The organism is Herbaspirillum seropedicae (genome assembly GCF_001040945.1).
GTDB lineage: Bacteria > Pseudomonadota > Gammaproteobacteria > Burkholderiales > Burkholderiaceae_D > Herbaspirillum > Herbaspirillum seropedicae.
The window spans coordinates 896,628-920,811 of sequence record NZ_CP011930.1 but is presented as its reverse complement, the minus strand read 5'-3'; the positions used below and the strand labels follow the sequence as shown (position 1 = coordinate 920,811).

Genomic DNA, 24,184 nt, shown 5'->3' with positions numbered 1-24,184 from the left:
ATGCAGCGCAATAAGCTGACGATATACTGACGCATTCCCCAGCAGATACCGCGATTTGACATACGCGCCCGGAGCAATCCAGGGCGCAGGGCTAGTGCGTTCTTCGCTTTCGTTGCCTCCTGGACAACAAAGGAAAACAGATGGGATTCAAGCTCGCCGATCGGGGCGAGTCGCTAGCGTCGCCGAGGTGACCTGAACCGGTCCCGTTCGGTATTTGCATTTCCACATTATGCGTTTCAAAAAAGAACAACAGCCATGGCTAATTCGACGTCTGCTGCGCGTAGCGCATCCCTCTTCCATCGATCGGTGGGAGCCAAACTGACCGCCATGACGGTGGCCCTGGTGGGCATCGTCTTCGTGATCGCCTTGCTGCTGATCACCTATTCGGCCTCGCGCATGATCGAGCAGCGCTCGGTAGAACAGATGCGCAACGATACGCGCGGCATCGCCAACATGGTCGGCCTCTTCGACCGCTCCGTGAACAGCCAGGTCGATCGCTTCTCCACCATGTTCGACAGCGAATTCGGCAAGCTGAGCCTGGATGAAACACGCACCGTGCAAATCGGCGAGCGCGCCACCCCGGTGCTGCAGAACGATGGCCATGAGCTGAACCTGGACTTTTCCATCCCCGACCGCTTCACTGCCAAGACCGGCGTGACCGCCACCATCTTCGCCAAGACCGGCGAAGACTTCGTGCGCATCTCCACCTCCGTGAAGAAGGAAAACGGCGAGCGCGCCATCGGCACCCTGCTCGACCGCAGCCACCCCGGCTACGCAGCGCTGAAGTCCGACAAAGCCTATAGCGGCCTCGCCACGCTGTTCGGCAAGCAATACATCACGAAGTACGTGCCGGTGAAGAACAATGCCGGCCAGATCATCGCCGCGCTCTATGTAGGCATCGACATCTCCAGCGACATCAAGGCGCTCAAGGACCAGATCAAGGCGCTCAAGATCGGCGACACCGGCAACTTCTTCGCCCTCAACGCCCGTGAAGGCAAGGACCTGGGCGTGATGATCGCCGGCGCTGCGCGCGAGGGCAAGGAAGAAGGCAGCAGCCTGCTGGAATTGAAAGACGCCGCCGGCGACACCTATATCAAGACCATGCTGCAACAGAAGGACGGCTCGCTGCCCTACACCGCCGCCGATGGCCGCAAGAAGATCCTGGCCTTCACCTACTACCCGGGATGGCATTGGGTCATCGCCGGCGAGGCGGCGGTCGACGAGATCACCCGCGAAGTCAGTTCCATGCGCAACCTCTATATCGGCCTGGGCCTGCTGTTCCTGGCGGTGCTGGCGGCGATCCTGACGGTGATGGTCAACCGCATGGTCTCGCGTCCGCTGGATGCGGTCTGCCAGGCCGCCGACCGCATCGCCAGCGGCGACCTCACCACCCGCCTGCACGTGCACAGCAGTGATGAGATCGGTCGCCTGATGGGCGCCTTCAACGGCATCAGCATGGGCTTGAGCGAGGTGGTCTCCAGCGTGCGCGCCGGTACCGAAGAAATCAACACCGCCGCCAGCGAGATCGCCTCGGGCAACCTCAACCTGTCGGTGCGCACCGAACAGCAGGCCGGCGCCCTCGAAGAAACCGCCTCGGCCATGGAAGAGCTGACCTCCACCGTCAAGCAGAACGCCGCCAACGCCGAGCAGGCCGACGAACTCTCCAGCGCAGCCTCGGAAGTGGCCAGCCATGGCGGTGAGGTGGTCGGCCAGGTGGTGCAGACCATGGACGCCATCAACAGCTCGTCGCAACGCATCGTGGACATCATCAGCGTGATCGATGGCATCGCCTTCCAGACCAATATCCTGGCCTTGAACGCCGCCGTGGAAGCAGCGCGCGCCGGCGAACAGGGACGCGGCTTTGCCGTCGTGGCCACCGAAGTGCGCACCCTGGCCCAGCGCAGTGCCGCCGCCGCCAAGGAAATCAAGGAACTCATCGACGCTTCCGTGCAGACGGTGGCCGGTGGCGGCCAGTTGGTCACCCAGGCCGGCAACACCATGAACGACGTGGTCTCCAGCGTGCAGCGCGTGTCCACCGTCATCAGTGAAATCACCACCGCCAGCCGCGAGCAGAGCGAAGGCATCGACCAGATCAACCGCGCCATCGCGCAAATGGACGAGAGCACCCAGCAGAACGCCGCCCTGGTCGAACAGGCCGCCGCAGCCGCGCAATCGTTGCAACAGCAGGCCGAACGCCTGGCGGCAGCCGTGAGCACCTTCCGCATCTGAGGCGTATTTCCGGCCCGATCATCGCTGACCCAACCCGCCTTCGAAGCCGCCCACGGGCGGCTTCGTCACATGGGCGGCGACGGCCAGGCGGCGCCGCTTGGACGGTATAATCCCGCCATGAACGCACCGCACTCCCCCTCCGCTTCCGACCCGACCGCCATGCCGTCCTATCGCCCCATCCAGGCCCTGCCCGATCAGCTGATCTCGCAGATTGCCGCCGGCGAGGTGATCGAACGTCCCTCCGCCGTGGTCAAGGAATTGCTGGAAAACGCCCTCGACGCCGGCTCTACCCAGATCACCGTGCGCCTGGAGCAAGGCGGCGTCAAACGCATCGCCATCACCGACAACGGACGCGGCATTCCCCCTGAGCAATTGCCGCTGGCCCTGGCCCGTCATGCGACCTCCAAGATCGCCTCCCTGACCGACCTGGAAAACGTCTCCACACTCGGTTTTCGCGGCGAAGCGCTGGCCTCGATCGCCTCGGTGGCGCAACTGACCGTCACCAGCCGCACCGCCGACGCCCCCCATGCCTGGGAAATCACCGGCTCCCAGTTCGGTACCGTCGCTCCCGCCTCGGGAGCGCAGGGCACCACCATCGATGTGCAGGACCTCTACTTCAACACGCCGGCGCGACGCAAATTCCTCAAGTCCGAACAGACCGAATACGGCCACTGCGCCGAAGTCGTGCGCCGCATTGCGCTGGCGCGTCCGGACGTGAGTTTCTCGTTGTCGCACAACGGCAAGACGGTGGACCACTGGAACGTCGGCGAATTCGCCAAGCGTAGCGCCCACATCCTCGGCGACGAATTCGCCAACGCCCGCCTGCCGCTCGACGAGAGCGCCGGCCCCTTGCGCCTGCACGGCTTCGTCGGCCTGCCCACCGCCTCCAAGGCGCGCGCCGATGGCCAGTACTTCTACGTCAACGGCCGCTTCGTGCGCGACAAGCTGCTCACCCACGCCGTGCGCGCCGCCTACCAGGACGTGCTGCATGGCGACCGTTATCCGGCCTACGCCCTGTCGCTCACGCTGGACCCGGCGCTGGTGGACGTCAACGTCCACCCCTCCAAGATCGAAGTGCGCTTCCGCGATAGCCGGGCGGTACACCAGTTCGTCTTCCATGCCGTCTCACGCGCACTGGCGCAGACCTCGGCCGTTTCTTTCGGCAACCTGCCCGGCGCCGCGCCCCAGTCCGACGACAGCGCCGGCGCGCCGCCGCCCGCCGCCAATGCTCCGCTGCCATGGATAGGCGAACAACAGCAGCAAAGCTTCTCGGCGCAGTTCGCCGAAGCCCCGCGCCCCTTCTCCTTCGGCGGCAACAGCGGCTTTGGCGTACGCCAGAACACCGAAGCCTACGGCAGCATGTTCCGCAGCGCGCCCACCAGCGGCGAGCCCGACGGTTCCGCCCCAGCGGCCTATGGCGCCACGCCCGCCGCCGCCCCGGCCGCGCTGCCCGAGGGCGATTTCCCGCTCGGCTTCGCCCTGGCGCAACTGCACGGCATCTATGTGCTGGCGCAGAACCAGGCTGGCCTGGTGGTAGTGGACATGCACGCCGCCCACGAGCGCATCCTCTACGAACAGCTCAAGACCGCACTCGATGGCAACGAGATGTTCGTGCAGCCGCTCTTGATTCCCGTGACTTTCTACGCCGACCCGGTCGAAGTCGGCACCGTGGAAGAACATCAGGAAACGCTCTCCGCCCTGGGCTTCGACATTGCCGTGATGTCGCCCACCACGCTGGCGGTGCGCGCCGTGCCGGCGCTGCTCAAGAACGCCGACGCCCAGACCCTGGCCCGCGACGTGCTGCGCGACGTGCGCGAATATGGTGGCTCGCGCGTGCTGCTGGAACGCCGCAACGAACTGCTCGGCACGCTGGCCTGCCACACCGCCGTGCGCGCCAATCGCAGCCTGACCCTGCCCGAGATGAATGCGCTGTTGCGCCAGATGGAAGCCACCGAGCGCTCCGACCAGTGCAACCATGGCCGCCCGACCTGGACCCAGATGGGCCTGTCGGACCTGGACAAGCTCTTCCTGCGCGGCCAGTAGATGACAGACCAGACGCTTCCCCTGGCCGTCTCCATCATGGGCCCCACCGCCTCCGGCAAGACTGCGGCGGCCTTGGAGATCGCCCGCCATCTGCCCTGCGAAATCATTTCCGTGGATTCGGCCCTGGTCTACCGCGAGATGGACATCGGCACCGCCAAGCCCACGCCGGCCGAGCTGGCCCAAGTGCCGCACCACCTGATCGACATCATCGATCCCACCGAAGCCTACTCGGCCATGCAATTCCGCCAGGACGCGCTGCGCCTGACGCAGGAGATCATTGCCCGCGGCAGGCTGCCATTGCTGGTCGGCGGCACCATGCTGTATTTCAAGGTCTTGCGCGACGGCCTGGACGAACTGCCACAAGCCGACCCAGCCCTGCGCGCGCAGCTGGACGAAGAAGCGGCGCGAGTGGGCATGCCAGCCATGCATGCCCGGCTGGCCGAGCTGGACCCGGTCACGGCCGCGCGCCTGAAGCCCAACGACAGCCAGCGCATCCAGCGCGCCCTGGAGATCAGCCTGCTGACCGGCCAGCCGATGTCAGCGCTGCTGGCGCAAAAGCCGGCCGAACCGCTGCCCATGCGTTTGCTGCCGCTGGCGCTGGAGCCTTCCGAGCGCGCCATACTGCACGACCGCATCGCCCTGCGCTTTGACCTGATGCTGCGCGATGGCGGCCTGGAACGCGAAGTCCGCGCCCTGCGCGCCCGCGGCGACCTGCACCTGGGCCTGCCCTCGATGCGCTGCGTGGGGTACCGGCAGATGTGGGAATACCTGGACGGCAGCATCGACGCGGCCGCCATGCGCGAGAAAGGCATCGCCGCCACCCGCCAGCTGGCCAAGCGCCAGTTGACCTGGCTGCGCTCCATGCCCGAGCGCATCAGCATCGACTGCAACCGGCCCGAAGCCACGGCAGAGGTGCTGGCGCGGGTGCGCGAGGCTGTGGATAACTAAAACTCGGGGATGTGCAGAAAAGTGTTGACAGCAAGCCTTCTGACCCTTATAGTCTCGGGCTTGCCTCCTGGTGATATAGCTCAGCTGGTTAGAGCACAGCACTCATAATGCTGGGGTCGGTGGTTCAAGTCCACCTATCACCACCAGATACCCGTCGCTGCATGGACATTTCATGTGTATGCGGCGTCGTCCGAAAAGCCCGCCTTCTTTTACGAGATGGCGGGCTTTTTGTTTTCTGGATGTGGCGGTTGCTTGTTGATTCCCCTCTTCCAGTTGTCCCGCCTTCGATTGTCGCCACTAAGTCGGCCCACCCAATCGCGCACTCTCCGCCCCCTCGCCTAGGGTAGGCTCCGCCTCCCGCCCGGAACCCCCGTCGGCCTGCCGCCACTCATGAACAGCCGCATATTGCGCCGCCCTGCAAGCAGGCGCGGCTTTCATCGCCCGCGACCGGATGCATGGCATCGGGGCCGGGTGGCATCCCACACCCCGATGGTTCCCCTATTATGGTTTCCGCTCTCTCCACCAAATCACAGACGCTGTACGATGCTCGGGTCGAATACTCCGAGCTGGCCGCAAGAAAAATCAGGGAAGACGTCCCGAAGAAACAATACATCCTGAGCGGCAGCCTCAAGGAATACGCAAAGCGCGGCCCTAACGAAAACCAATGGGTAGAGCGCTACTGCAACCTGATCGTCGCCAAGGCAGGCCTGAAGCCGCTCATCGAAACGGCCGACAAAGAACTTGCCGCCATTGGCACCCAATGGTGGACAGAACAACGCATGCTCGATCACATCGGTGAGCAGCTCGACGGCTTCACCGCCTTGCGCACGATTCCCGACGCATGCCGACGCCTGTATGAGCGCATCGACATGGAAGCAGTGCTCGCCGAGGCGCATCGACACAGCGGCATCAAGCAAAGCAACGCCGAATTGCGCAGCTATCGCGAAGAAAAGCAGGATTGCAAGGCCTCGCTCCTCCGCCTCCAGAGCCAGCTCGACGCACTGTCAAACCCACCCGCGGCCAGCGAAAGAAGCCGCACGAAAGACAAGAGAAGCCAGCGCAGCGAAGCGCCCTCGAGATCGGAACTGCACAGGCAAAAGAAATCCCTGCGGACCAGGATCGAGGCCAGGCAAGCCGATATCGCGGCCCTCGACAACATGCTGGCCGAGACGCAACGCAAGCTCGATGAGCAATATGCCGCACTGGCTCCGAAACAACTGGAACTGGCCACGCTGATCGGTGCACTGGCCGCCGCCGGGATGGCTGAAGAGGAACAGATGGCCATCACCGGCCTGTTACGTCAGCTCGACGACTATACCGAGCGCCACGACAAGACCACCTCCCTGCTGGACCACGGCAACATGCCGCCCTTCATCCAGCCCACCGGCGAAATCGTGTTCTCGGCCGGTCCCCATAGCGCTCAACAATTGCAGGACTTGCTTGACCACGTATCCGATGAGCTCAAAGTCGCCAAGCAGTTGCTTGAGACAGAACTTGACCGCCTTGATCTGCATGTCAAGGACGGCAGCGAGCAACGCCGTGGGCGCATTGCGCCGCGAAGGAGTCACTACAGGCTGGAGCAGCTCAATTCCATCTACGCCCATCCCGACCTGCAGCACTTGCAGCTCCAGGGGCAGGACGATGCGGCGGACCTGCCTGGCGCACTGCGCTTTTCGCGCGTGGCCGCCAGTTTGCCAGCACCGGAAGAGCGCGATGAGGAGCTCTTGCCCGAGGCGGAACATGGCCATGAAAACGCCAACGAGCAAGGGACAGAAAAAGGGAAGGAAAAAACCCTGCCTGCACCTGCGCTGCTCCACCCACGCGAGGAAGATGACGAGAGCAGCGAAGACGAGGCCCGCGACGGCCTTGACGATGGCCCCGCGCAGCGCTTGCTCACCGCACCGGCGCCAGCGGTGTCGGACGCCCTGGTCCCCTTTGCCGATGCTGCCAGCCTGACTGTTTCAGCGCCACAGGCGCTGCGCAAGCCTGAGCCCTCGGCAGCGGGGGTCATCCAGGTAAGGGATCTCGCCACGGTGGCCCCACCTCCGAACAGGCTACCCGCCGTAGAGACCTTCAGCGTGCAACCTGCTTCCATCATGAGTGGCATGCGGCTGGCCTTGATGGCGCCGCCCGCTCCCGAACCCGCGCCCGAGCCCGTCGCGGCGGCGACCATCGCGGTCTTGCCAACCCGCCGGACCGAGCGCACCAAGGCAGCATCGGGAAGCGTCAGCCGCACATCAGGCAAGACAAAGCCCAGCGCTGAAGCCAGCAAGAAAGACAGCAGCAAGGCTGCGGAAAAGGTATCGAAGTCATCCTCCAGCATCGAGCCGGCCAAAGTGGCTGCACCGCTCAACGCTGTCGAACCGCAAGCCGCATCGACTTCTGTCCTGCTCTTGCCCGAACCGGAAGAACGCACCGGCGTCTACCATTTCGGTTCAGCCGACCTGGATTGGGATTGGCAAGAGATGACCGTCGAGTTCCGTGTGCCGGCGCCGCTGCCGCAAGCGCCACAGGACGCTATCGAACTAGCCACCCTGCGCGATAACGGCCGCCAGCGCACGATCAGCGATACCGCCTACGAAGAGCCGCAAGCGATCCCCGCACCGACGCCAGCGGTCACCGCCGAGCAAGCTTCGTCCAGCTACGGCTTCACCGCACGAGAACTGCGCGAGCAGGGGCGCAGCGCTACGCTGCCCGACCTGCGCACTCCCGCCGCCGACACCGCCGCGGATGCCCCTCCACCCCAGCGCCGCGCTACCGCGCCCCAGACGAAGGATGAAAAGACGCACGCCAGCGCCAACGCCAACGCCAATGCTGGCGTGCAGGCTGCGCCGCAAGCACAAGCCACGTCCGCGCAGAGCCCTCCAGCGGGTGCGCAGGCCATGCCGCCACCGCCGCTCTACTACGCGGTACCCGTCCCGGTACAGGTGCCGGTAGCTATGCCGGTGGCGGTACCTGTGGCAGTCCCCGCCTTCGTCCTGCCGCCCGACCCGCGCGTTCCCTGGTGGGCGACCGGGACGATCGACGCCTTGCCGCCCACCATGCGCTTTGCGCTGATGCAAGCCGCCATGCGCAATGAGTACTGCACCAGCGTCTGGCACATGGACATGAGCTACCCAAGTTCAGGCAAGGTCAAGCTGTATTACGTGGTGCGTGACAATATCCCTGCCACCAGCTCATTCCAGCTCAGCCCGCCGGGAACGCCCAATCCCATCGTCTACACCGTCCACCCCGGCAATCCCTACTGTCATGTGATGGAGATCCTGCCGCCGCGCCCGGTCTACGCTCCAGCGCCGGAATTCCCGCAGGCGCCGCCACCGCAGCCGCGCAGCATGCCTTCTGCCCGCGCAGCCGATCCGGGCGCGTCCGCCGGCATCTTCACCCACCCCAGCACCGATCCCCGATCCCCTCGCTACGTCGATCCGAAGCGCACCGGCGCGTTCCAGACGGAGTCGCCCCCCGAATCCGCACGCCGCCCGCGTGCGCGGGCCGACCGGCCGTCCTTCGACACCCGCCCTGCCGCGGCGCGCGCCGATGAACGTGCGGGTCCATCATCGCGCCACTCCCGCTCGCATCGATACGGTCGTGAACAAGCGCGTACCAACACCAGCACGAAGGCGAAGACTAGCGGAACCTCCGGGCGCAAGACGCGCGAGGCGCCTACCCCTGACGAGTTCTGGGAAGAGCAGGCGCGCCACCGTTCGCACACCTCCAGGAGCAAGCATTCCCGGCATGACCGGCAGGCGAGGGAGGAAAGGGAGCAGAAGCAAGACAGGAGAGAACGGCGCGGGCCTCGTGAAGGCGTACACCAGCCCCAAGCCGGATACCAGGCCGACATGCGGCCCAGCCAGGTCGAGGTCGATGTGGAGGAAGAGCCGATCATCATCGATATCGCAGCCATCGACGTAGGATCCCACGCTCCCTTGCAGGTGCTCGGTACGGCGCTGCCGAAAGAAGCGCGCGCGCGGGCGCTCAAGGAGGAACTTGAGCTGCGCGCCAAAGAGGGGCTGCCGCCGCCTCGCCATCCCGAACGGGAGGTGCCGCTGACCGACGAACAGGTCAACAACGCCATCGACAAGATGCTCAACGATCCCGGGGATCTCAACAACCCGGACTTCAAGGACGCCAAGCCTTCGCTGGCCCGCGCCGAAGCCATCGTCAATGCGCTCACGGAGATGGGTTTCGACCTGGGACGGCTCAACGATTTGCACGTCGATCTGGGCTACCTGTGGAACAAGGGCGAGCGCGATACGCGTCGCGCCCAGCTGGGTCTGGTCAGCGACATCAGCAAGGTCGAGCCACCGCCGGCTTTCGCCGCCGCCTTCGCGGCCTTGTGCGACAGACTGATGGAAAACGAACGCAAGGCCAACGCACAGCAATACGACAAGATGACGCCGCAAGCGCGCGAGGCCGCACTGGCGGCCAAGCGCGCCGAATTCGAGGCGGCCGACCATGCGCCCTACATGGATTACCTGCGCCAGCGCTATGCCAAGGTGTTTTCCTTCGAGATGGATCAGCCCATGCTCAAGGCCATGTGGACCCGCGTGCGGCACAAGCTCAGCACCAAGGTCAACGAACTGGCCGCCGCCGCCGTCACTGGCAGCGCCACGTTCCAGGCCTATGGCCAGGCACAGCGCCAACGGCTGCAACACCATCTGAGCCTGCAGAAGAATGGACTCAGCGAGGCCGGCATCGACAGCGATCCTGGCTTCAGGAAAGTGTTTGACGAGCGCTTGGAGCAGAAGCTGCGCGCCCTTGCCCAGTCCGAGCCGGAGAAGATGTCCACGCCCGAAAAACGTCAGGCCCAGCGCAGCAACCTGAGCAACATGCTGCTGGGAAGCGAAGGTCTGGCCTTGCATGAGCAGTATCTGCTGGAGAGCGAATTCGGTGCGGTATTGCGTCCGGTCAAGCAGCAGCTGGCCGCCAATACCTGGACCTCGGTCATGCACAGGCTGGCCAGCGATATCGAGGTGTCGCCATGACCCCGTCCTTCCCCGCCCGCCCGGCCACCGACGCAGCCGCACGGGCCGCCGACCTGCGCACCCTGCAGCAAGACCCGGCAGCGCACCGCACCCTGATGGCCTGGCAAGCCACGGCTGCGGACACCGTCACCAAGCTCATCGATTCGCTCACCCAGCAATTGGCAGGCGCGGCCGGGCCGACCACACCGACACCAGCGCCATTGTCTGAGGTGACGGATCACTACGACATCATCCGAGCGCGCGCGCAGGCGCAACGTCGGCAGGCGCACCTCGAGCAGTGCCGTCAATTGGCGCAGGACATGGTGTTTGCGGCGCTACATCATCTGGATGATCCGCAGTGGAGTCCGCTGGGGCGGCAGGAGCAAGCGCACGGTGACGCCGCAGCACCAGCACCAGCAGTAGCAGCAGCGCCACCGGACAATCTGCTTCTGATGTTGCTGAAGCTGGAGCTCACAGGCCGATGAGATTGCAGGGAACCACGGTCGCACACCGCGCCACTGAACAGGACGCACACCATCACCACCGGTCCGTCCGCACATGGTGTGTTCCTGTTTGCCCTACAGATGTTTCCTCGACCAGGAGCTCCCCATGACTTCCCCCGCCGTCATCCGCCTTGCCATCGTCGTACTGTCGCTGCTCTCCCTGCCCGCCTGCACGACGGCGCCTGTAGCCAGCCTGATGCCGCTGGAAGATGGAAGCTATCGCAGTGTCGCGTATTCGGAAAATGAACAGCAGGCGCTGGGCAGTTCGCTGCAGCTGGCGCAATCCACCTGTCGTGAGCGTAACCTGAATCACGCCGTCGTCAGCGCCGATACCCATTTCCGCGGCTTGCCGGTGCGGCGCGCCGAACCGCAGGAGACGGCTGCGGGCCTGGCAGCCTACGTGGCTTCGCCGCGTTTTCCCTCGCTCACCGCCAACGACGACTATGAGGCGAAGGTCCACTTCAAGTGTCTCTAGCCGGCACCCACTGCGACTTCATCCGGGAGAACACGCCAGGCTCGCCGCTTCAGGTAACCGGACATCCTCGCGCACCCACTCCGAGATTGACGAGATAGCAACGACGTACGCACGCCCGTCTCCGCCATCCTCGCGCGCCAGCGATGCGCGGACTCCCCTGGCGTCGTTCGCACATCGCTTCGGACGACAGCGATGCGATACCGCGAGCCATCGTTTCGACGACGCGCCTGCCGCGCCCGATCACGATGGCGACATCACACGCCAGCCCGTCAAAAGAGCGAGTTCATGCATCGACATGCAGGGCCGAGTCTCGTTGATCACACGCGTTCCAGCACTTCCAACGCAGTTCGACTTACGGACATGATGCGAGCGCTTGCAGAAAGAATATGCACGCGCAGCATGCCGATGCGGCTGCTTCTCAAACGCCCGTCGCGCATTGCTCGCACCGGCTGTCGGAATGCGGAAATGTTTTACTGAAAATCAAACGCGAACGTGGAATTTCCCAGATAGAACTTGGGGTTTTGGTCTAATATAGCTGTTCCCAAAATGCGGAGGGAACCTGCAGTCAAACCCTTCCTTCAAGCCCGGCGCGTCCTGTCAGGCGCAGTGGCAAGTGGCCATAGCAACGACCGATTGTCAGCCAATGAACATCGCCTGTTATATCCGCAATTCCAATGTCTTCGACCAGGTCAGAACTGCGCTGGCCCGGGTCGGTTATCTGCCGACGCAGTTCGACGCGGAAACCTCTTTGCTGCGCACCTTGAAGCGCAAGACCTTCGATTTCGTCATCATCGACCTCTCCAGCGCCGAAAGCGAAGACAGCATCTTTTCATGGCTGAGCCTGCGCAGCGGCGATCCCATCCCCACCCTGATCCTGTCGTCGGCCTCCGGTGGAGACGTGGTCGCCCGTGTGCTGGACAATGGAGCCGACGACTTCCTGCAACGCCCCTTCGACGCGGTCGAACTGGTCGCGCGCATCAACGCAGTGATGCGCCGCTGCGCACCGAAGAACAATCGCCGTGTTATCGAGTATGCCGGCTTCCAGCTGCAGCGCGACACCGCCAAATTCAGCTACCAGGGCATGGGCATTTCGCTCACGCCGCGCGAGTTCAGCATGGCCTGGTTATTCTTTTCCTCCCCCGGCGTCTACATTTCGCGGGAAACGCTAGGCTCGGTGATCTGGAGCACCGACAGCGAGATCGCCGGCCGCACCATCGAACAGCACGTCTACAAGCTGCGCAAGAAACTGCAGATCGACAATCGCAATGTCGTGGTCATCCGCACTGCCTACAGCCAGGGCTATCGGCTCGATCCGGTCGACAACGAAGGGGCGTCGCCCGTGAGCGAGGCCAATCAAAGCTGACTGCAGAGCTGGCTGCGGGACAGACGTAGACGTGCAGCTCCTGCCCACGCACCCCGGTAAAAAAGGTGGCGAATCCATGCAGGCATTCGCCACCAGGCCAGGATGAGCCGGCCTCCAGCGAGGGCATCCGCCCTCGCAGAGATATCAACGACACTTCAGGCGAATACCGATAGCCCGGCCGTGTTCGACACCAGTTCCAGCGCCTTCATTGCGCGCACCGAATTGCCTCGCGGGTCCAGTCGCGGCGACCAGGCGCAGATGCAGCCGCGCCCCGGGATCACCGCCAGCACGCCGCCACCCACGCCGCTCTTGGTGGGCAGGCCAATGGCAAAGGCGGTCATGCCGGAATACTCATAGGTGCCGGTCGTGAGCATGAGCGCACAGACACGCTGCGCCTCGCGCGCCGACAGCAGCTGCCTGCCGCTTGCGATATCGCGCCCGCCATTGGCCAGGAACAGTCCTGCACGCGCCAGCTCCACGCACGAGGCTTCGATGGCGCAGCTGGCGCAATAGGCGCGCACCACCTCGCCGACCTCGTTGGAGAAATTGCCATGGCTTTGCATCAGATAGGCCGCCGCATGGTGCCGCGACGAACTACGGAGCTCGCTGTTGAAGACCTCCGAATCATAATTCAGGTCCGCGCTGCCGCTGAGCTCGCGCATCAGCGACACCATGGCGGACTCGAGATGCGTGTGCCGGCTCAGCAAGGCGTCGGCCACGGCCAATGCGCCCGGATTGAGAAAGGGATTGCGTGGTACGCCACGCTCCAGCTCCAGCTCGATCAGGGAATTGAATGGATTGGTGCTGGGGTGTTGTCCCACGCGTTTCCACAGGTCTTCGCCGTAGCTGCCATAGGCCATCGTCAACAGAAAGACCTTGCTGATGCTCTGGATGGAAAACCGGGTCTCTCCGTCGCCGACGCAATGGACGCCACCGTCGATCGTGGCCACGGCCATGCCGAACTGGTCCGGTGCAACACACGCCAACGCCGGGATGTAGTCCGCCACTTTGCCTTCATGCCGGCAGGCTGCCGACAGCTGCGCGGCGCGTTCCAGGATCTGCTTCCACGGCAAGGCGGCAAAATCGGCTGCACGCGCGGCCTCCCCTTCGCGGGCAGGCTCCCCCATGACTGCAGACTGCAGCAGCATGGGATCGATCACCGGAGACTTCACGCAGCCACGCCCAGATACTGCCGCACCAAGCTGACCCAGTAGGCGACGCCGGCATCGATGATGTCATCATTGAAGTCGTAGAACGGGCTATGCAATTCACGCGAGGTGGCCTGCGAACCCGCCTGCTTGCCGTCAGCAATCACGCCATTGCCGAGGAAGGCATAGCACCCCGGCTTGTGCTGCAGATAGAAAGCGAAATCCTCAGAGGCAAAGGCGGGCTCGGTGTCGCCATCGACCTGCTCGGCCCCGACCGCTGCCATCATGGCCTGCATCGCCTGCTGGGTGGCCTCGGGATGATTGACCACAGCCGGATAGAGGCGCTCGAAATGGAACTGCACGCGCAGATCGAACATCTGCCCGATCGCTTCGGCGATGGCGGCCATGCGGTGTTCGATCAGATCCAGCGTCTCCGCGTCGAAGCTGCGTACCGTGCCCGACAAGGTGGCCTGCTCGGGAATGACGTTGTCGGCCGTGCCGGTGTGCAATTGCGTCACCGAGATCACCGCCCGATGATTGGGATTGATATTGCGCGTGACGATGCTCTGCCAGGCCAAGGTCAATTGCGCCGCCGCCAGCACCGGATCGATGCTGCGATGCGGCTGGGCGCCATGCGCGCCGCGCCCGAACAGGGTGGCGCTGAAGGTATTGCTGGAGGCCATCAACGGCCCCGGGCGCAGGCCGAAGCTGCCGGCCGGCAGCCCCGGCCAGTTGTGCACGCCAAAGATGGCGTCGGCGGGAAAGCGCTCGAACAGACCATCCTCGATCATCAGGCGTGCGCCGGCGCCGCCTTCTTCGGCAGGCTGGAACACGAAATGCACGGTGCCGTCGAATTCCACCTCGCGGCTCAGACGTCGCGCCGCCCCCAGCAGCATGGTGGTGTGGCCGTCGTGGCCGCAGGCATGCATCTTCCCGGCGCAGGTGGAGATGTGCGAGAAGTCATTCTGCTCGCTCATCGGCAGCGCATCCATATCCGCTCGCAGCGCAATGGCGCGCGTCGATTTCCCTTTGCGCAGCGTGGCGACCACGCCATAGCCGCCGATGTTTTCTGCGACCGTCAGGCCATAGCTGCGCAGCATGTCGGCAACGAAGCTGGCCGTGCGCTTTTCCTCGAAGCGCAATTCGGGATGGGCATGCAGATGCCGCCGGATGGAAACCAGGTCCATCTCCTTGGGCAATTCCTTGATCCCATCATTGACTATATCCATGTGTCTCTCCTAAGCTTGCTTGATTGATGGCGGCACAGGGCGACGGACCTCAGGCGGGCACGGGCTTTCGCTGCATCCGGACCAATGCGCCGATCAGCGCCAGGCTCAGCAGTGCGGCAGCGGTCAGGTACAGGCCGATGATGAGCTTGTCGCCGCTGATCTGGATCAAGGTCGTCACGATCATGGGGGTGAGTCCACCGAAGATCATCACGCCCAGTGCATACGAAGTGCCGATGCCGGTGGCGCGATAGCGGGTCGGGAAGATGTCGGACATGACCAGCGGCGCACAGGCGGCATACAGGCCCAGCGTCACCGAGATGGCGATCTGCACCAGCAGCAGCGTGGGCAGGGTCGGTGTCGCCACCAGCATCTTGAACAACGGATAGGCCAGCACCCCCGCGAGCGCAGCGCCGAAGGCCATGGGCTTGTAGGGACCGATGCGGTCGGCCAGCATGCCCACCAGCGGGCAGATCGCCAGCAAGGTCAGGCCGGAGGAAATCTGGCCGAGATAGGTCGACGCCACCGGCATATGCAATTCACGCACGGCATAGGTGGTGAAGTAGTTCGACACCTGGGTTGCCACCGTCCAGAAGATCATGATGGCAATGCCGATCAGGATGCGGCCGAAGTTGGCCTTCACGCCCTCCAGGAAAGAATCGACCGATTCCTTTTTCTTGCTGCGTTCGAACTCCGGCGTTTCCGGCAGCACGCGACGGATGTACCAACCCACGGGGCCGATCACCAGCCCCACGAAGAAGGCCAGGCGCCAGTAATCCTGCAGCATGCGTTCCTGTCCATACACCACCGCGATCACATAACCGACGATGCCGCCCAGCAGCACGCCGCCACCCTGGGCCATCTGCTGGAACGAGCAGAACAGCGCGCGATTGCGGCTGGAGGCATTCTCCACCAGCATGGCCACATTGCTGCCGATCTCGCCGCCGGCCGAGAAGCCTTGCAGCAGACGACCAAACACCAGGATCACGGTGGCCGCGATGCCGATGGAATCGTAGGACGGGCACAGCGCCGGAATGACCGTGCCAATCGCCATCAATATGAGCGTGAAACTCAGCGCCTTCTTGCGCCCGACCTTGTCCGCATACTGCCCCAGCACCAGCGCACCGATGGGACGCACCACGAAGCCGGCGGCAAAGGTCATGAACGTAAACATCAACGCCGCATACTCATCGCCACTCGGAAAAAAGGTCTTGGAAATCGCGACGGCAAAGATGCCGAAGATGATGAAGTCGTAGATCTCGAGCACATTGCCCAAGGTTGCGGCGATGACTGCGCGACGTTGTGTCTTTGGGTCCGTGCCTTGGACAGGGTGATTCATGATGTCTCGTCTCCACTTGTTATTGATTAGTCTGCGCAGTATAGGACTTGCGATCTATACTTAAAAATTCCTTTTCAGTATAATTTTTATACTTCACAGGTATATCTCATTCGCCATGGAATTCCGCCATCTTCGCTATTTCCTCGGTGTGGTCGAGCACGGCAGCGTGGCCGAAGCTGCGCGACGCTTGCACATCGCGCAGCCGGCGCTGAGCCGGCAGATCAAGTACCTGGAAGAAGAGCTGGGCGCTGCGCTGTTCGATCGCAGCGTACGCGGTGCGACGCTCACTGCCGCTGGGCAGCAGCTGGTGATCGACGCCCGTCGCATGCTGGCCGACCTGCAGGAGACGCGGCAGCGAGTGGCGCGCGTGGCCGAGGGCCTGGAAGGCAATCTGCGCATGGGCATCACGCCCAATTTCGGCTGGCACCCGCGGATCCTTGGCTCGCTGCGCCACTTCCACCAGGCTGAACCGCAGATCGCAGTGTCATTGGAGCCGGGCCTCTCGGCTCGGCAGCTGGAACGGATCAGAAGCGGTGATCTGGATGCCGGTTTCCTGGCCTGGCGATATCCGCCCAATGACCAGTTCCTGGCGCACGAATTCGGCGAGATCCAGGTGTTCGAATGCCGGCTCAAGCTGGCCCTGCCGCGCGACAGCCAACTGGCCCGGCAGGTGCCCAGGCACTTGGCGGCGCTGCACGATGAGCCGGCGATCTGGTTCCCGGCCGAGGTCGCGCCGGGCTATGACCAGTTCCTGAACTACCAGTGCCAGATGGTCAACCTGGTGCCGCGCAAGGCCCAGCTGGCCAGCGATGTATTGAGTATTCTCGGCCTGGTCGCCGCCGGTGTGGGCTATGCCATCGTCTCCGACGTGAGCGCCTATACCTGCCCGGAAGGCGTGGTGCTGGTCGATCATCCCGAACTCACGCTGCGCCATCCGGTGTCTTTCGTCTATCGCGCTGACAATGGCAATCCGACGCTGGCTCGCTACATGGCGCATCTGGAACGGATGCGGTCAAGTGATGAGACCGATCAGGGCGGCGACTAAAGAAATCGACCACAGAAATCGACCGCGGAGATCGACTACGGAGATGGCCAGGAGTGTAATCATCAACGCTCGCGCTGCAAATGACCGATTTGCGATAGGAAATATACTCAGAAAGTATATTGAGAAAACAGCATCGCCAATGCACTGCCGAGCCAGGAGGAACGGCTGATCTTGATGGACCAGCGTCCACTGCAGAGCGTGTCGACAACATCGCCTCACCCTCCGTCAAATCGATTGACATAAAAAATCCACAGGCCCTATAGTGCGCTAGGCGCCCTCAGAACAGTCGGCCGATCCCTCTCGGGTTTCCGGTACATCATCGTGCCGGCGCAGCCAGTCCGCTCCGCCCCGCCGCGGTCCACGCCAAGGCACGGGCAGTCGCCCTCCCCCACTGACGGATATCATGATGAACGCACGCGTCCCTCCCTCTTGCGTCGAAACGGAAACGAAGAAGCACGGTTTGGCCAGCGTCGGCTGGATCTGGATCAATCGCCCCTATGACGGCAACACCATCGACCGCCTCACTGCCCGCGATATCATCCGCGCCGTCGGCGTCTTTTCAAAGGATCCGGAAGTGCGCGCCATCGTGCTGGCCGCCCGTGGCGAAAGTTTTTCCCACGGCATCGAAGTGCAATGGCTGAGGGCGCAGGCCGACGCGCCGATCAATGGCGCATTGGACGATACGCGCAAGCTGGCGCAACTGTTGCAGGTCCTGGCGGAATGCGAGAAGCCCACCGTGGCCCGCGTACAAGGCAAGGCCGCCGGCATCGGCGCGGGGCTTGCTGCGGCCTGCGACATCTGTATCGCGGCCGATCACGCGCACTTCACCATGGGGGACGACCGGCTCGGCATGGCGCCGGCGGTCATCACGCCGCATCTGGTGCGCGCCATCGGTGCGCGGCAATGCCAACGCTATTTCCAGACCAATGAATTGCTCACCGCGGCGCGCGCCTGTGAGCTGGGGCTGGCGCATGAAGCGGTGCCGGTCGAACTGCTGGACGAGAAGATCGGCGCCTTGCTGGCCTCGCTCTTGTTGGGCGACGTGCACGTCCAGCACAGCGCCAACAAATTGATCCGCGCCATCGCCGCCGCGCCGCCGACGGTGGACATGAGCGTCGACGCCGTGCGTATCGGTGTACGCATGCGCGCCTGTCCTTCGGTGCGGGCGCGCTTGGGCCTGCATGCCGAACGCAGCGCGCCTGGGCCACGGCGCATCGTCCTGGATGGCCAGGATTGGGACGTCGACTGAGGATAGGCCAGCGGGCCATGCAGCGCCTGTCTCGACGGCGTGACGCTGATAGCGTCTCAGGTCCCTGCGCTAGCGTTGACCATCGACCTGTTCTTGAAAAAGGCCGCGCTGCCGCCGCGCTTGACGGTGGTGCCGGAGGCCGCTTCCTCGCTCGGCAGGAAGTAGCCCGAACGCCATTGCTTGGCCTGCGCCGCCAGCTTGGCCAGCATGTTCAGCGTCTCCAGCGCGGTCTCCGCATCGAAAGGAACACGGTCCATCAAGACCACGTGATTGGAGGTCGTATCGATGGAAAAGCACGGTTCCCTGTTGGCGAAACATTCCAGGTTGAGGTCCAGCAGCCGGTAGCACACCGTCTGTCGATCCGGTCCATTGGGCAAGGGACCGAAATCACAATAGACATGCATGCAGCGGCCGCTCTTGCCGCTCGCGTCCACCAGGGTGAACTTGACTTCGTCCACCTCGATGTCCGCGCGTTCATACAGCGATTGGGGATGGGGGATGCGAGCCAGCTCGCAGATCTTGTCGATGAACCGATAGAATTCTTTTATTGCCATTGCGTCCTCGTTGAGGGCTGAAGTGTTGACAGACAACGCGGCCGGCTCGTGGCCGACCGCGTTTCGATTCTCCTCTCGGACAGGTCACGCTATGCTTGCAATGAACCCGTCCGGATCACCGAGCCGTTACTTGTCGTCGGTGGGACTGGGAGGACCAGAGGGCTGCTTGGGCCGGTCTTCCTGTTCTTCGAGGGACAACGCTTCCAGCGGCGGCGGCGCGCTTGACTCCGAGATTTCCTGGATCGCGCCATGCATCATCTCGGCGTTATCCAGCAGCGCTTCGCTTTCCTTGTGCATCTGTTCTGCCAATTCCGGATTCTGTCTTTCGATTTCCTTCTTGATCGTATCGAGCGTTCCGACCGACTCAAGGAAGTGATCTCTGGCCTTGCCAGCGGGGATCGATTCCCGCGCCAGCACGGTCAACCGCCTGACGATGGTCTTTCCCAGCTCCTTGCTGAAGCCAGCGCCCATGCCGGTGCGCTGCAATCCGGCGTCGGCGTCATCGCGGGTGCGTTCAGCGCGATGCGGTTCGCGGTCTTTCAGTAGACTGGCCAGGTAGGTGGTGTTGGCCTCGGCGCTGCGTCCGCCTGCCAGGGGACCATATTTTTCACGCTTCATCTTGGGATGCAAGACGATGCTCAAGAGCTGGTACGAGGAATAGATCAGCACGCCCGTCACCAGCAGATTAATACCGGCCAAGGTGGACTGCAATGCGATGGTGGCCTTGTCGCTGGGTGATTCCTTGGTCATCCCGTAGGCCGCTCCGGCCAGGCAGAGCTGGGCCAGCTTGGACAGGATAAGCGGACCATTCTCGCCGCAGATTCCCAGCTGGAATGCAGCCCAATAGGACATCCCGTAGGTCGTCATCACTTCCTGAGGCAATTCCATGCGGGCCTTTCCTTGCTTCATCCCAATCAGGAATTCCGGGCTGAAGGGGCCGGCGAAGAAGTTCTTCAGGCCTTCCAGGATGCCCGAGGAAGGCGGCGTTATCTGCAGGCCTTGATAGACTTCCCCTTGGTTGAGTTTCGACACTTTCGAAAACTCGCTGGCGGCGACATGCCGGATGTCCTGCGCCGTGTCATTGCGCTCGCTGATCTTCTTTTCCAGCTTTTCCTGGTCCTTCGCCGGCAGCGCATTCTTGGTTGTCTGGATGCGGGCTCTCACTGCCAGGGCCGCCTCCAAGTCGCCCTCGAAGACGCCCGGTTCACCACCGGCCTCTTCAAATTCGTTGAGCTTGACCACCATCTGCCATTCGTTCGGCTTGATCTTGAGGGTGTCGGCGATGTCCGTATCGAGCTTGCCCACGCGAGCGGTGAAGATCTGCTGCAGCGCGCCTTCGGCCACCTTGAAGGGATCGCGGATCTCCTTGCCGAATCGTTGCAGCGTTTCTTCCCGCGTCTCGCCCGGCCTGGGGGCCGAGGCCCGCATACGCAGGTAGAACATTCTCAACTGCTTGTTCTTCTCGTCATAAGGCGAGACTGCCATATGCGAGGCGAACTGCGCCCCCGCGATACCGAGCTGGATACTGGCGCCGGCGGTGGAGCCCAACACCGCGGCCAGGGGGCCCAGCGCCACGTTGCCGTAATACTTCGCGCCGTTGTTCAGCCCCTGGATCCCGAATCCCTGTATATACACGCGGTTGAGGTCTGCGCGCATGAGATATTCATGGTTGGCCGCTTCCAGATCCTTGACGGCGTCCTGCAGCCCTTGCAGCGCCGTCTCCTTGGCGTGGACATCGTCACCGCCCTTGACGGCATTCCAGCCTTGCAGGGCTTCATTGGCCTTGCCCTGCTTTGCCTGCAACTGCTTGTCGACCTCGTCGATCATCTTGGTGCCGAGCAGATCCTGGATATCTGCAGCGTGATCAAACAGCCGGTCCGACCACGTTACCGAGGTCAATGTGGTGCCAGCATACGTCAGTGGATGAATCAGGCTGGCAATGAGCAAGGTGGTCAATGCACTGGCCCCGGTCACCCCCAGGCGGCCCTCCGGGGTCGAGGCGTGGATGAACGAGGGAATGGCGGTAGCAGCGCTCAGGAGCGCCGGAGCGATGACACGCGAGGCGTAGGCAGGGGAACCTGCCCGCGCAAAACCCTTTTCCAGCTCCGGGCGCTTCAGTTGATGGGCGTCCAGATAATCGACCAGCGCCTTGTCCCAGGCCGTATCCACGGCTTTCCAGGCCTGCTCCACGCTCTTCTTCATTTCGGCCACGACGCCTTTTCGCTCAGCGTGCGGGAGCGTGGCCACGGTGTCGGAAATCAGTTTGGCCACATTGTCCGGCAGGTTCTCTACATTCAACGCCGCGTCGGCGTGCTGCTGGATGTCTTCCAGCATGGCGAGCTGCCGGCTCATCAAGGCCGCCTTGGATTCCAGCTCGAGCGCCTCCAGCCGCTTGGTCTGGAATGCCTCGTATTTGGCTTCGTCAACCGGCCGTGACTCGCGCACGGTCCTGATCGCCTCCTCATAGGAAGTCAGGATTTCCCCCACATTTTCCGGCGGCGGCGGGAAGAAGTGATTGACGATCTTTTTCGGGATATTGGCGGGATGCACCCGTGCCGGAACAGCAGCGGGCGCCATGGCCGCGACGTACTGCGTGGGGAGCGGGCCTGAGGCCGCAGTTTTGGCTTGCTTGCCCAATGCCTTGGAGGAGAGATTGCTCTGCGCAGCCTTGACGCCCTCGCGTGCGGCGGAAGACGGATTGGTCTCCATCTCAATGACATCGGGGCTGATTGATACCTGTTTTGTTCGATCTGTCGAACCGCTTGCCTGGACCATTTCCATGCCTTTCTTTGGGGATCCAATCGACCGTCTTGGCCGTGTGTGCGCGGCCGCTTTGCCATGGCGCTCTATGCCAGGGAGCAAAGCGAGATGAAATGCCGCGACCTTGGTGCGCGCCGATTGGAGTGAGGTGACTTGCAGCCGGCCACTGCCGGCTGCAAGATTGATCAGTTCTGTTGGATGAGCAGGAGCTTACTTAAGCCGCGACCTGCTCGGCTTGTGCTGCCTGCTTTTGCTGCTTTTCCTGCTTGTCCTTGGCTTGTGCCGCGGCGTACATATCGACCGCGCCGGCGTAGACGTCCAGCTTGGAGAAGTCGGTAGAGTCCTGGGTGGCCTTGCCAAGCGCCTTGCCGGTCTCCTTGATCTCTGCGCGCAACTGGGGATTGATGCGCATACCGACGAGGGGCAGGTTGATCGTGGTCGGCTTGCCATCGATCTCGGTCTCGAAGACGAAGGTATCCCATGCCTTCTTGAAGTGCTGCGTGTGTTCGTCGCCCCAGCCAGGAGTATGGTCTTTGGCCTCTTTGGCGACCACGCCAAATGTTTCGGCGCCGCATTTCTTGTTGTACAGATCCGCGATGGAGGACAGGCAGGCAAAGTGCAGCGGCGTGCCGTTGCGCTTGTAGTTGACCTCGTAGAGGACATCCATGATGTCGGTAAACCGGGTGTCGTTAGGCATCTTGCCGCCACCCTTGCAGATGCTGATGGCGGTGCCCTCATGGGTGACGCCGCCGACGGTCTGGAAGTTGTCTTTCTCCAGCGCGAACAGCTCAGAACCCGGATATCCGGTCTTGGGGCGGATCAGCACTGCCACGCCGTTGATTCCCATGGCTTCCTTGGAGGCCGCCAGCAGGCTACGGAAGTTCTGGATGCCTTCGTCGTCGTCCTTGAACTTGAGTGCGGCCACACCGCCGATATTGACCAACTCGCCGTAACGGCTGTAGTCGCCCGACGCTTTGCAGGCCTCCAGGTTGGTGCGCAGCTCACGGCCTGCCGCTGCCAGGGTTTCCAGCTCATCACGGCTACCGCTGCCGGGGCCCGCCGAGGCAATGGAAGTGCGCGATGGGGGCCGCTCGATCGACTCCTGGCTGGCGCGGCGCGGCACGCTATCGTAGAGTGCCGCGACGTTGCCGCGACTGGGTGGAATGAAGCTAGGAAGGCCGGTGTGCGGCTGCGGTTGCTCGGTAACCGTTGCGCGCTGTTGTCCCGCCGGTTGCGCGCGGTCCTGCAGTTCGTTGACTTCGGGCGGCGGAGTGGTGCTGCAGCAGGGAGAAGGGATATGCATGATTTTCTTCAATATGAATGTGATGAAAAAGGCTTTCGTTGCGCAGGACGTCGGCGACGTCGTCATCAAAAGCCGATGTGTGCTTGCACCCGCCGTGCTCGGCCAGTGCGGTCGCGTATCAAGCCCGCGGCGGCGTACTGCAATCGCATCGCGTCAACAACAGACGACCTCGATCACGGCATTGCGCCTTGGGTAAGGAGAGAGCGAATAGCCGGCCTCGCGAGAATCGCGTCCTGCCTTGCCGGGGATCGGCCCTATCGATGACTATGGGTGGGAGCTGCGGTGATGACAGTTCCATGCGCGCATGCACGTCATCACGTCATCACGGCTGCGCAGCTGTCACTACCGCGGCTGCTTTTCAGCACAGGGGGAGTGAGGCGGGTGCACCCCGGTTCGCAATCGATCTGCGACCGGGGTGGATGGAGGATATTGAGGGTATTGAACGGATTGACTGCGGCGCGACAGGCGCCGCAGAAGACCTCAGGCGGTCAACGGTGCGGGCGATGGAAATGGTGCGGATGGTGTGGAGGGTACGGACAGTGCAGGCTGTGGCGGCATCTCGCTCTCAGCCTGGTATTCCCAGGGCCAGCGCAGATAGTCGTCGGGCGCGGCCGGCAGGCTATAGTCGGGCACGTACATCTCGGGCGCATCGCAGCGGAATACGCTGAAGGTCCCGGTGACGTTGCCCAGCGCCGCACAATAGGCGCGCGCGCGCTCGAAGGTCCAGCCGCTGCCGCAGACATCGTCAACCAGCAGGATGCGGCGGCCACGGGGCGCACGCACCGTCCCGTCCAGGAAATGCGGCTCGGCATTGCGCCGGCTGCAGACCAGGTAATCGATCGGCATGCCGGTGTGACGCGCAATGAGCGCCGCCACCGGGCTGCCGGCGCGCAGGATGGCCACCAGCAGGTCGTAACGTGTGGCGATCTCATGCAGATGGGGCTGCACCATGTCTTCTATCTCCTGCCAGCCTACGATGCGGGTGCGCCTGAAATCCATCCACGCGGGTGGTTGCGATTGCGTCAGATCCAGCATGCC

Annotated in this window: 17 protein-coding genes and 1 tRNA gene; 11 read left to right on the top strand and 7 right to left on the bottom strand. The window is 63.2% G+C overall.

Going from position 1 to position 24,184, the window contains the following annotated elements; all coding sequences use genetic code 11:
* Window positions 1–255 precede the first annotated feature (255 nt).
* The 8 genes from ACP92_RS04185 (at window position 256) to ACP92_RS04150 (ending at window position 12,522) form a co-directional block, all read left to right on the top strand.
* A complete protein-coding gene (locus tag ACP92_RS04185) occupies window positions 256–2,229 on the top strand; it encodes a methyl-accepting chemotaxis protein (protein ID WP_013232870.1) in 1,974 nt (657 codons plus the stop codon).
* A 117-nt stretch (window positions 2,230–2,346) separates the two neighbouring features.
* Window positions 2,347–4,272: a DNA mismatch repair endonuclease MutL gene (mutL, locus tag ACP92_RS04180; RefSeq protein WP_041310188.1), complete on the top strand. Its 1,926-nt coding sequence runs from the start codon at window positions 2,347–2,349 to the stop codon at window positions 4,270–4,272.
* Window positions 4,273–5,220 carry a tRNA (adenosine(37)-N6)-dimethylallyltransferase MiaA gene (miaA, locus tag ACP92_RS04175; protein WP_013232868.1) on the top strand — a complete coding sequence of 316 codons (948 nt, stop codon included), beginning with the start codon at window positions 4,273–4,275 and terminating at the stop codon, window positions 5,218–5,220.
* Between the two features lie 69 nt (window positions 5,221–5,289).
* Window positions 5,290–5,366 (top strand) — tRNA-Met (locus ACP92_RS04170).
* 357 nt (window positions 5,367–5,723) lie between these two features.
* Complete coding sequence (locus ACP92_RS04165) at window positions 5,724–10,202, top strand: coiled-coil domain-containing protein (protein WP_048348498.1); 4,479 nt, start codon at window positions 5,724–5,726, stop codon at window positions 10,200–10,202.
* Window positions 10,199–10,666 carry a hypothetical protein gene (locus tag ACP92_RS04160; RefSeq protein WP_013232866.1) on the top strand — a complete coding sequence of 156 codons (468 nt, stop codon included), beginning with the start codon at window positions 10,199–10,201 and terminating at the stop codon, window positions 10,664–10,666. Before ACP92_RS04165 ends, ACP92_RS04160 begins: the two co-directional genes overlap by 4 nt.
* 124 nt (window positions 10,667–10,790) lie before the next feature.
* Window positions 10,791–11,159, top strand: a complete 369-nt coding sequence (locus tag ACP92_RS04155; RefSeq protein WP_013232865.1) for a hypothetical protein — start codon at window positions 10,791–10,793, stop codon at window positions 11,157–11,159.
* A gap of 643 nt (window positions 11,160–11,802) precedes the next feature.
* The gene (locus tag ACP92_RS04150) at window positions 11,803–12,522 is read left to right on the top strand and encodes a response regulator transcription factor (RefSeq protein WP_013232864.1); all 720 of its coding nucleotides are present in this window, start codon (window positions 11,803–11,805) and stop codon (window positions 12,520–12,522) included.
* Between the two features lie 155 nt (window positions 12,523–12,677).
* On the opposite strand, the gene ACP92_RS04145 is transcribed toward ACP92_RS04150, so the two are convergent.
* The 3 genes from ACP92_RS04145 to ACP92_RS04135 form a co-directional block, all read right to left on the bottom strand.
* Window positions 12,678–13,595: a glutaminase gene (locus ACP92_RS04145; RefSeq protein ID WP_041311518.1), complete on the bottom strand. Its 918-nt coding sequence runs from the start codon at window positions 13,593–13,595 to the stop codon at window positions 12,678–12,680.
* Window positions 13,596–13,690: 95 nt separating this feature from the next.
* Window positions 13,691–14,899: a M20 aminoacylase family protein gene (locus tag ACP92_RS04140; RefSeq protein ID WP_013232862.1), complete on the bottom strand. Its 1,209-nt coding sequence runs from the start codon at window positions 14,897–14,899 to the stop codon at window positions 13,691–13,693.
* Between the two features lie 49 nt (window positions 14,900–14,948).
* On the bottom strand, window positions 14,949–16,235 hold the full coding sequence (locus ACP92_RS04135; RefSeq protein WP_013232861.1) for an MFS transporter: 1,287 nt from the start codon (window positions 16,233–16,235) through the stop codon (window positions 14,949–14,951).
* A gap of 115 nt (window positions 16,236–16,350) precedes the next feature.
* Here ACP92_RS04135 and ACP92_RS04130 point away from each other — a divergent pair, with 115 nt between their 5' ends.
* Together ACP92_RS04130 and ACP92_RS04125 are read left to right on the top strand one after the other, a co-directional pair.
* Complete coding sequence (locus ACP92_RS04130) at window positions 16,351–17,280, top strand: LysR family transcriptional regulator (protein WP_013232860.1); 930 nt, start codon at window positions 16,351–16,353, stop codon at window positions 17,278–17,280.
* A 460-nt stretch (window positions 17,281–17,740) separates the two neighbouring features.
* Window positions 17,741–18,529: an enoyl-CoA hydratase-related protein gene (locus tag ACP92_RS04125; protein ID WP_049788046.1), complete on the top strand. Its 789-nt coding sequence runs from the start codon at window positions 17,741–17,743 to the stop codon at window positions 18,527–18,529.
* A 56-nt stretch (window positions 18,530–18,585) separates the two neighbouring features.
* On the opposite strand, the gene ACP92_RS24030 is transcribed toward ACP92_RS04125, so the two are convergent.
* From ACP92_RS24030 to ACP92_RS04110, 3 genes are all read right to left on the bottom strand, one after another.
* On the bottom strand, window positions 18,586–19,083 hold the full coding sequence (locus ACP92_RS24030) for a CesT family type III secretion system chaperone (protein ID WP_013232858.1): 498 nt from the start codon (window positions 19,081–19,083) through the stop codon (window positions 18,586–18,588).
* 126 nt (window positions 19,084–19,209) lie between these two features.
* Window positions 19,210–21,945 (bottom strand): hypothetical protein, encoded by a 2,736-nt coding sequence (locus ACP92_RS04115; protein WP_156181713.1) that lies wholly within the window; start codon window positions 21,943–21,945, stop codon window positions 19,210–19,212.
* A 112-nt stretch (window positions 21,946–22,057) separates the two neighbouring features.
* Entirely contained in the window at window positions 22,058–23,146 is a 1,089-nt protein-coding gene (locus ACP92_RS04110; RefSeq protein ID WP_041310170.1) for a hypothetical protein, read from the bottom strand.
* On the opposite strand from ACP92_RS04110, the gene ACP92_RS04105 reads away from it, so the two are divergent.
* A complete protein-coding gene (locus tag ACP92_RS04105) occupies window positions 23,145–23,342 on the top strand; it encodes a hypothetical protein (protein ID WP_048348496.1) in 198 nt (65 codons plus the stop codon). The genes ACP92_RS04110 and ACP92_RS04105 overlap by 2 nt on opposite strands.
* A 284-nt stretch (window positions 23,343–23,626) precedes the next feature.
* Here the strand turns inward: ACP92_RS04105 and ACP92_RS04100 are convergent, their stop codons facing one another.
* A complete protein-coding gene (locus ACP92_RS04100) occupies window positions 23,627–24,181 on the bottom strand; it encodes a phosphoribosyltransferase (RefSeq protein WP_013232855.1) in 555 nt (184 codons plus the stop codon).
* Window positions 24,182–24,184: the final 3 nt, after the last annotated feature.

Excerpts from the sequence above, each read along its gene's own strand:
- ACP92_RS04165 (WP_048348498.1), top strand. The coding sequence starts at position 5,724 with ATGGTTTCCGCTCTCTCCACCAAATCACAGACGCTGTACGATGCTCGG.
- ACP92_RS04150 (WP_013232864.1), top strand. The coding sequence starts at position 11,803 with ATGAACATCGCCTGTTATATCCGCAATTCCAATGTCTTCGACCAGGTC.
- ACP92_RS04155 (WP_013232865.1), top strand. The coding sequence starts at position 10,791 with ATGACTTCCCCCGCCGTCATCCGCCTTGCCATCGTCGTACTGTCGCTG.
- miaA (WP_013232868.1), top strand. The coding sequence starts at position 4,273 with ATGACAGACCAGACGCTTCCCCTGGCCGTCTCCATCATGGGCCCCACC.
- ACP92_RS04185 (WP_013232870.1), top strand. The coding sequence starts at position 256 with ATGGCTAATTCGACGTCTGCTGCGCGTAGCGCATCCCTCTTCCATCGA.
- ACP92_RS24030 (WP_013232858.1), bottom strand. The coding sequence starts at position 19,083 with ATGGCAATAAAAGAATTCTATCGGTTCATCGACAAGATCTGCGAGCTG.
- ACP92_RS04100 (WP_013232855.1), bottom strand. The coding sequence starts at position 24,181 with ATGCTGGATCTGACGCAATCGCAACCACCCGCGTGGATGGATTTCAGG.
- ACP92_RS04105 (WP_048348496.1), top strand. The coding sequence starts at position 23,145 with ATGATTTTCTTCAATATGAATGTGATGAAAAAGGCTTTCGTTGCGCAG.
- ACP92_RS04160 (WP_013232866.1), top strand. The coding sequence starts at position 10,199 with ATGACCCCGTCCTTCCCCGCCCGCCCGGCCACCGACGCAGCCGCACGG.
- mutL (WP_041310188.1), top strand. The coding sequence starts at position 2,347 with ATGAACGCACCGCACTCCCCCTCCGCTTCCGACCCGACCGCCATGCCG.
- ACP92_RS04110 (WP_041310170.1), bottom strand. The coding sequence starts at position 23,146 with ATGCATATCCCTTCTCCCTGCTGCAGCACCACTCCGCCGCCCGAAGTC.
- ACP92_RS04135 (WP_013232861.1), bottom strand. The coding sequence starts at position 16,235 with ATGAATCACCCTGTCCAAGGCACGGACCCAAAGACACAACGTCGCGCA.
- ACP92_RS04140 (WP_013232862.1), bottom strand. The coding sequence starts at position 14,899 with ATGGATATAGTCAATGATGGGATCAAGGAATTGCCCAAGGAGATGGAC.
- ACP92_RS04130 (WP_013232860.1), top strand. The coding sequence starts at position 16,351 with ATGGAATTCCGCCATCTTCGCTATTTCCTCGGTGTGGTCGAGCACGGC.